The sequence below is a fragment of the Longibacter sp. genome (assembly GCF_051155795.1).
GTDB lineage: Bacteria > Bacteroidota > Rhodothermia > Rhodothermales > Salinibacteraceae > Longibacter.
On record NZ_DAXETW010000156.1, the window covers coordinates 32,083 to 39,301 of the forward strand.

Consider the following 7,219-nt stretch of genomic DNA (forward strand, 5'->3'; position numbering starts at 1 on the left):
ACATGCGTATTCAGTCGTGTCATATCGATGCGTTCGGCCCTTTCGAAGACGTTTCACTGGAGACCATCGATCATCCCGTCGTTGTCGTTCACGGCGACAACGAAGCGGGCAAAACGTCGTTCTTTCATTTCCTCCGCACCATGCTGTATGGCATCTACCCGACGGATGCCGACAAGCATATGTACCAGCCGCATTCCGGTCGGGCAATTGAGGGCCGGGTGTCGTTTCGTCGGGGCGGGGAGGATCCGGCTACGGTATCGCGACGGCTCCGAAGTGCGCCTCAGGGCAGTCTGGTGCGAAACGGCGAAAGCGTTGACCTTCGCAACCGGACGATTCCGGCTGCGCAGCACGTGCCTCGGTCGGTGTTCGAGTCCGTCTACGCCCTGCAACTGGACGACCTAGTGCGCCTCGAAGGGGCGGCGTGGGGTGAGGTGCAGGATCGACTGCTGGGATCGCTGAGTGTCGACCACATCCGGCCGGCAAGAACTGTCATCGACGAACTGGAGGATGAGGCCACGGATCTGTGGCGAACAGACAACCGCGGCAAACCCGTGGCCAAGCAACTCGCCCGCCGCCGGCGCAAGCTCCGCGAGGATGCTCGGGTCGCCCGGGAGCGCGATCGGCAGATCCGGTCCCTGTCCGCGGACATCGATCGGCTGGATGACGAGATTCAGTCGATGAAGGAGGAGAAGCTTGAGTTGACCGCGCGGCAGAATCGGGCAGAGCGACTCGCCCCTGTCCGGCGCCTGTTGAAGAATGTCGAGGAGCTGGAGGCCGAAGCCGGCGACCTCTCGCCGTACACGTCCTTACCGGAGAACCCGCGCGACCTCATCGATTCGCTTGAGGCCCAGCGGACCGACATCGGCCTTCGTCGATCGGAGAAGCGGGAGGCGCTCCAGGCGCTGGAGCGAGCGGCGTCTGCCCCTACCGAAGCGGATCACCAGGTACTGGAGCACGCGACGCAGGTGCGTGGTTGGTCGAAGCGGGTCGAGGTGTTGCAGAACCGGCAGGCGCAGGCGGAGGACGCGCGCCGGGCAGCGGAGGAGGCGCGACGACGGCTTGAGGCGGCGGGCGGCATCCTCGACGGCGGCTGGGACGAGCGGTACGCAGAGCCCGTTCGCCGGCTCTCAATGGCGGACCTTCGCGAGCGCATCCGCGCGTTTGAACGGGCTCACCAGGATGTGCGCGAAGCGCGGTCGACGGCGGAGACGCTCGACGTTCAGGCCGGAGCCGGCGCGCCGCTCGGCATCTGGATCGCGGTGGCCGTGGCCGGTGCCGTCATGGGGGTTCTGACGGCGTGGTTCACGCCGCCCGTGGCCGGTCTGCCTGCGGTTGGCGCGGTGATCTCCGTGGTCGGACTCTGGCAGGCCGTTCTGGCGCATCAGAAGAACGAAAACAAACGAGCGCAGCGGGAGGCCCTGGAGCTGGATCGCAAGCAGGACGAGGCCGAGGCGCGGGCGGCATCGGTAGCGAACTTGGTGGCCGGGATCCCGCTGCCGGATGCGCGTACGGATCGCCCGGGCTCGGACCTGGTCGATGACCTTCGGATGCTCCAGGAAGCAGCGCACGCCTACGACGAGCGGTCGCAGAAGGCCGAGCGCACGGAAGAGGCGGTCCAACAGGCCGTCTCGAGCGTCCGAGACCTTGCGGAGAACTGCGGCATGAGCGAATCGGCGGCCGCCGGCGAGGTCCCGGATGTGATCGGCGCACTGGAAAACCGCCTCGACCGGGCAGAGGAACGCGTCGAAGCAGCCGAAGCGGCCGACCGGGACCTCCCAGATCTTCGCGAGACGGTGGCCGAACTGGACGAACAATACCGGGAGCTGGACCGCCGACTCGAGGAAACGCGAACGCTCCTGATCGAGCTTGCTGAATCGGATGGATCCTCCGGCTCCTCGCCCGATGGACCGCCGGAAGTGGACGCGGCGGAATCAGTGGAGGAACGCCTGGACCGGGGCATCGAGATCCTGCAGGGTCGCCGCAACGCTCGCGACCGCGCGGAGATGACGCGGGACACGCTGCATAGCGAGTACCCGGACTGGGAACAGCGACAGGCCGAAATCGAGGCGCTTGATGAGGAAGAAGAATGGACGTTCTCCGATGAGGAGGTTGCCCGCATGTCGCAGCGCCTCGACGAGATTACAACGGATCTGCAGGAGAAGACGGTCGAGCGGGAGGGACTTCGGAAGGACCTCGCCCATTTGCTGGAAGAGCCCACCGTGGCGGAGATCGAGAGCGAGCAGGCCGAGGTCGACCGGCGGCTGGCAGACGTTCGGCGCGAGCGGGACAGGCTGATGCTCCTCGCGGGCATTATTCGAACGGCGGACGCAGACTTTCGCCAGAAGCACCAGCCAGACGTGATTCGGCGCGCCTCGGCGATCGTGTCGACCGTGACGCGCGGCCGGTACGAGCGGCTGGAATTGCAGGACGATGGACAGCGCCTGGTGACGTACGCTGCCAACGGCACGATGCCGGTGACGGTGGCGCCACCGCTGAGTCAGGGAACGCTCGACCAGATGTATCTCGCCATCCGCCTGGCTATTGTCGACCACCTCGACGACGGACGCGACCCGCTGCCCCTTTTCCTGGACGAGGTCTTCGTTAACTGGGACCAGGAACGTCGCCGCGGCGCGCTGGACGTACTCGCGCAGATGGCCGAGCGACGGCAGATTTTCTTCTTCACCTGCCACCCGCACTTTGCGCGGGAGGTCTCATCCCACCTTGATGCCGTCGACGTGGACCTCGGCGGCCTTGCGTGAGGTGCCCCATGCGCGGGGAGGGGGGATGTCATCAAGTTCTCGACATCTCACGCGGGGCAATAAAAAACGCCGGACCCCTGTGGGATCCGGCGTCGAGCGTCGTTCGGCGAAGAACGGTACTCCGGTCGGGTACGTCCCGGCGTCAGGATTCCGTCTCGAACGGATACACATCCTTGAGCAGGGCCTGGAGCTTCGTACGGCCGCGGTTGATGCGGCTCTTGACCGTGCCCATCGGGAGTCCCGTAATTTCCGCAATCTCGTCGTAGGCGAGCTGCTGGATGTCACGCAGCACCACGACCTCGCGGAAGGCCGGCGGGATCTCGTTCATCGCCTCCTGGATGTAGTGGTCCTGGATGGTGCTCTCCGCGTGCTTGTCCGGGGAGAACGACTCATCCGGGATTTCCATTTCATACTCTTCGTTGTCGCGGTTCACCGACTGGATGGACTGCATCCGGCGGCGCTTCCGCTTGCGATATTCCGACCGGGCCAGGTTTCCAGCAATGGTGTAGAGCCACGTGGAAAACTTGGCAATCCGGCGGTAGGAATGCCGGTTGCGGTGCACCCGGAGAAACGTCTCCTGCAGTAGATCCTCGCACCGTTTCATATCACCGAGGAAACGATACAGGTACTGCATCAGGCGGTCCGAGTACCGCTCCACCAGAATGTTGAAGGCCTCCACCGTACCGGCCTGGAACTGCGACATAAGATCCTCGTCGCTCATTTCCTGCAGGGCCTCGTACTGGCTGAACGCCGACTTGTCCTGGGTTTTCTGGGTAACGATTTCCGCTTTGTCCTTCGCCATGTATACCGTGCGCTGTGTTGCTGCTAAAAAAGTCTGATGGTCGCAAACCTGTGACCGGATGTCTTAATCTGGTCGACATCCACCCGAAACGCAAACACAATTTGTTACGAATCAGGCATTCGGACACATGTTCCCGAACGTCCGTCCTGCGTTGATTATTGTGCTGCAAAATACAGTCCAGCCAGGAACCGATGGGGGTTCCCGCCGGAAATGGTTGTGAAATCGATCGTTTCTCCTGCCATTCCGTCGTAGAGGTTCCATCGGGTTCTCCCTTTGCCGCCGTTATGGCGGGAAAATCTTCGTGCGGCCACTGATTTCGCGATTCCTGACGCGCTGTCGTACGTTACACGCGCTCGCCGACCCGTTAAACTGTTTATACTCCTTCATGATGACTTCATCTGTGCGTGCTCTCTGTATCGCTCTTCTGGTGACGACAGGTCTTCTCGTCGCTACCGCACCGTCGTCATCTGCTCAAGACGCCCGGACCACGGAAACGATGATGGACACGGATGCGCCGATCGCTATTGTCGTCCACGGGGGGGCGGGGACAATCCTTCCCGAAAACATGACCGATGAAAAGGAAACGGCAATCCGTGAGGCGCTTGCCTCCGCGCTCGACGCCGGATACGCGGTACTCGAAAATGGGGGCAGCAGCCTGGACGCGGTCGTCGAAACGCTTGTGATTCTGGAGGACTCGCCTCTGTTCAACGCCGGGCGGGGGGCGGTCTTTACGCACGATGGGACGGTTGAGCACGACGCGTCCATCATGCATGGCGGCACCCGCAGTGCCGGGGCGCTGACCGGGGTCTCGACCGTGAAGAACCCGATTCGCCTAGCGCGGGCGATCCTGGATCACTCGCGACACGTGATGATGTCCGGTGAGGGAGCGGAGGCCTTCGCACAGTCGCAGGGCTTTGAGCCAGTTGCGAACGAGTACTTCTACACCGAACGGCGACGGCAGCAGCTCCGCGATGCCCTGTCCCGCGAGGAAACGCAACTCGATGAGCCGGGCGACGGCATGGAGGGAGAGACCGAAACGGGTGACGGCGAGGCAGGGACCACCGGATCCGCAGAAACGCCCGACATCAGCAAGTTCGGCACGGTCGGCGCCGTGGCCCTCGATCGGGAGGGAACGATTTCGGCAGGCACGTCCACCGGGGGGATGACGAACAAGCGCTGGGGACGGGTTGGCGATTCGCCCATCATCGGGGCGGGTACGTACGCACACAATGAAACATGCGGCGTGTCGGCGACCGGACACGGCGAGTACTTCATGCGCGGGGTGGTCGCACACGACATCGCAGCCCGGATGCGGTACGGCGGGGAGTCCCTGCAGGGCGCGGCGCGCTCCGTCGTCATGGAGGAGTTGCCGTCCATCGGGGAGGGCGGCTCCGGCGGCGTGATTGCGCTCGACCGTGAAGGCAACATTTCCATGCCGTTCAATACACCGGGAATGTACCGCGGCTACGTAGATACCAACGGCAACGTCGTCGTCAAAATCTACAGTGAGGAGGTAGAGGCGTCGCGTGATTAGCCCTAACGCATTCACGATCGAGCGTTACGATTGGGCGGGTCGCCGCGTCTATCATAACACGCGGAGAAGATGCCGCGGTCCGTCGCGTTCGTTCCATCCGGTATCTCCGATTCATCCAACCTTTCCCTGCCATGATCTCTCGCATGCGACTCTCTCTGTTTGCCTCTCTCTTTGCGTTCCTGATCCTGCTGACTGGCTGCGATGAGGGCCCGGCCGGACCGCCGGGACAACCCGGACCACCCGGACCGCGCGGCCCGGAGGGACCGCCCGGAGCCGCGGTGACCAGCTTTGACGTTATCTTTGACACCGAAACCGCGCAGGTGGGGCCCAACGGTCTGGTTCTGTTCGAGAATTACGATGCCCCGGAGATCACCTCGAACGTTCTCACGAACGGCATCGTGATGTGCTATTATTTCGAAAGCAATAATACGCTCACGGCGATGCCGTACACATACGGCGAGGAGTCGCAGGACGTTGACGCGGTCGACTACACCCTCACGTTCGGCTACGCGTTCGATACGGGTCTCGTGCAGATCTTCTACGAAGGATCCGCCCCCTTCGCGCTTGACTTCGCGGTCGATCGAGACGTCCGCGTCGTCGTTCTCGAGGGAGACCCGTTCTCGTCGGCGGTCGCTGCGGCCAAGTCGACGTCCATGTCCCAACTGGAAGCGCTGCAGAACAACTATCCGGAGGTGGACTGGCAGAACTACTACGACGTCGCCGAGCACTTTAACCTCCCAATGACGCCTCCGTCGCCTCGTGAGTAAGCGTCACGCCGTTGGACGAATCCTTAAGGCTCTGACCATGGATGCACAGGAATACCCGATCGATGGCGTGCTGGACCTTCACGTGTTCGAGCCGTCCGAGATCGGTGAGCTGGTACCCGAGTACCTGCGGGTGTGCCGCGAAAAGGGCATTCTCCGCGTTCGCATCATTCACGGCAAGGGGTCGGGGCAGTTGCGCCGAAGCGTGCGTGCCATCCTCGACCGGACGGATTCGGTGACGCGCTACGAGACCGCCAAGGACGCCAGTTCCTGGGGCGCGACCATTGCCTACCTCGCCCCGACCGGTCAGTCAGGCTGAGGCGCCGGATCTACGGTATCACCGGGACAAGACAGATTCGGCGACGAATGTATACGCCGGGACGCAGCCGGAAGGCGACGTCCCGGCGTTATTTTATAACCCCGGCCGATGGGCGCGGGATCGACGTCCCTTACACGTCCGCCCGGACCAGCTGGACGTCCAGTTCGATGGTTACGTCGTCCCCCACAATGACACCACCGGCTTCTGTCAACTTATTCCAGGTAAGGCCAAAGTCTTTTCGGTTGATGACCGTCTCTGCAGCAATCGCAGCGCGCTGTTTCCCTTTCGGACCAACCGCCGTCCCGATCATTGTGCCATCGAACGATACGGTGCGGGTCACATCGCGGATGGTGAGGCGGCCGTTCAGCGTGAACGCCTCGCCGTTTACGTCGCTGACGCCCGTGCTTTCGAACGACATTTCGGGAAATCGCTCCGCATCGAAGAAATCCGGCGACCGAAGATGGTCGTCCCGGTCCGTGTTACCCGTGTCAATGCTCTGAATCCGGGCGTTCGCCGATGCGGACAGGGTCGACAGGTCGTCCGGCGTCATGGTGACGGACGCGTCGAAGTCACGGAAAAACCCGGTCACGCTGCTGATCGCCAGATGGCGAACACGGAAACGGACTTCACTATGCGCTTCGTCGAGGGTCCACGCCACGGGTTCGTCCGAACGGATGTCGACCTCTTCGGTCGAAGCGGCGGGATTGGTCTGGAGGAATGCAAAGCCTGAAAAGAGAAGGAGCGAAAGGATCGCAGTCGCAACGGACAGTCGCTGAGTCATGGCGCAAACGGGATGTATAATAGGTATCGATCACATCGGTGCACGGCACGTGTCCCGATGCTGCGACATCCGTATGGAAGCGAGGCCCGGCGTTACGCAAAGAGATATCTAGCGTACCAAAAAAAAACTCGCGGCCCTGGAGGGAGCCGCGAGTCGGAGATGCTGCAATGTGCGGTCATGTGCAACAAGCGCACATGGACGCTGCATCAGACGGGACTACAGGTTGAAGAGCAGGCCGCCCGCGATGTTGAAGCGGTCGA

General features: G+C 62.6%; 6 protein-coding genes. 4 read left to right on the forward strand and 2 right to left on the reverse strand.

All coding sequences use genetic code 11. The annotated features are described in order from the left end of the window. The first annotated feature begins 2 nt into the window (after positions 1-2). Positions 3-2,759: an AAA family ATPase gene (locus ACFCU0_RS15135; RefSeq protein WP_434974518.1), complete on the forward strand. Its 2,757-nt coding sequence runs from the start codon at positions 3-5 to the stop codon at positions 2,757-2,759. Between the two features lie 142 nt (positions 2,760-2,901). Here ACFCU0_RS15135 and ACFCU0_RS15140 read toward each other — a convergent pair whose 3' ends face one another. After that, positions 2,902-3,561 carry an RNA polymerase sigma factor gene (locus ACFCU0_RS15140; protein WP_434974519.1) on the reverse strand — a complete coding sequence of 220 codons (660 nt, stop codon included), beginning with the start codon at positions 3,559-3,561 and terminating at the stop codon, positions 2,902-2,904. Between the two features lie 385 nt (positions 3,562-3,946). On the opposite strand from ACFCU0_RS15140, the gene ACFCU0_RS15145 reads away from it, so the two are divergent. From ACFCU0_RS15145 to ACFCU0_RS15155, 3 genes are all read left to right on the forward strand, one after another. Next, positions 3,947-5,095, forward strand: a complete 1,149-nt coding sequence (locus ACFCU0_RS15145; RefSeq protein ID WP_434974520.1) for an isoaspartyl peptidase/L-asparaginase family protein — start codon at positions 3,947-3,949, stop codon at positions 5,093-5,095. A 131-nt stretch (positions 5,096-5,226) separates the two neighbouring features. After that, the gene (locus ACFCU0_RS15150) at positions 5,227-5,862 is read left to right on the forward strand and encodes a hypothetical protein (RefSeq protein ID WP_434974521.1); all 636 of its coding nucleotides are present in this window, start codon (positions 5,227-5,229) and stop codon (positions 5,860-5,862) included. A 37-nt stretch (positions 5,863-5,899) separates the two neighbouring features. Continuing rightward, positions 5,900-6,178: a Smr/MutS family protein gene (locus ACFCU0_RS15155; RefSeq protein WP_434974522.1), complete on the forward strand. Its 279-nt coding sequence runs from the start codon at positions 5,900-5,902 to the stop codon at positions 6,176-6,178. A gap of 130 nt (positions 6,179-6,308) precedes the next feature. Here ACFCU0_RS15155 and ACFCU0_RS15160 read toward each other — a convergent pair whose 3' ends face one another. Beyond that, positions 6,309-6,959: a YceI family protein gene (locus ACFCU0_RS15160; RefSeq protein ID WP_434974523.1), complete on the reverse strand. Its 651-nt coding sequence runs from the start codon at positions 6,957-6,959 to the stop codon at positions 6,309-6,311. Between the last annotated feature and the right edge of the window lie 260 nt (positions 6,960-7,219).

Coding starts and splice junctions, on each gene's coding strand:
- ACFCU0_RS15135 (WP_434974518.1), top strand. CDS start 3: ATGCGTATTCAGTCGTGTCATATCGATGCGTTCGGCCCTTTCGAAGAC.
- ACFCU0_RS15140 (WP_434974519.1), bottom strand. CDS start 3,561: ATGGCGAAGGACAAAGCGGAAATCGTTACCCAGAAAACCCAGGACAAG.
- ACFCU0_RS15155 (WP_434974522.1), top strand. CDS start 5,900: ATGGATGCACAGGAATACCCGATCGATGGCGTGCTGGACCTTCACGTG.
- ACFCU0_RS15150 (WP_434974521.1), top strand. CDS start 5,227: ATGATCTCTCGCATGCGACTCTCTCTGTTTGCCTCTCTCTTTGCGTTC.
- ACFCU0_RS15160 (WP_434974523.1), bottom strand. CDS start 6,959: ATGACTCAGCGACTGTCCGTTGCGACTGCGATCCTTTCGCTCCTTCTC.
- ACFCU0_RS15145 (WP_434974520.1), top strand. CDS start 3,947: ATGATGACTTCATCTGTGCGTGCTCTCTGTATCGCTCTTCTGGTGACG.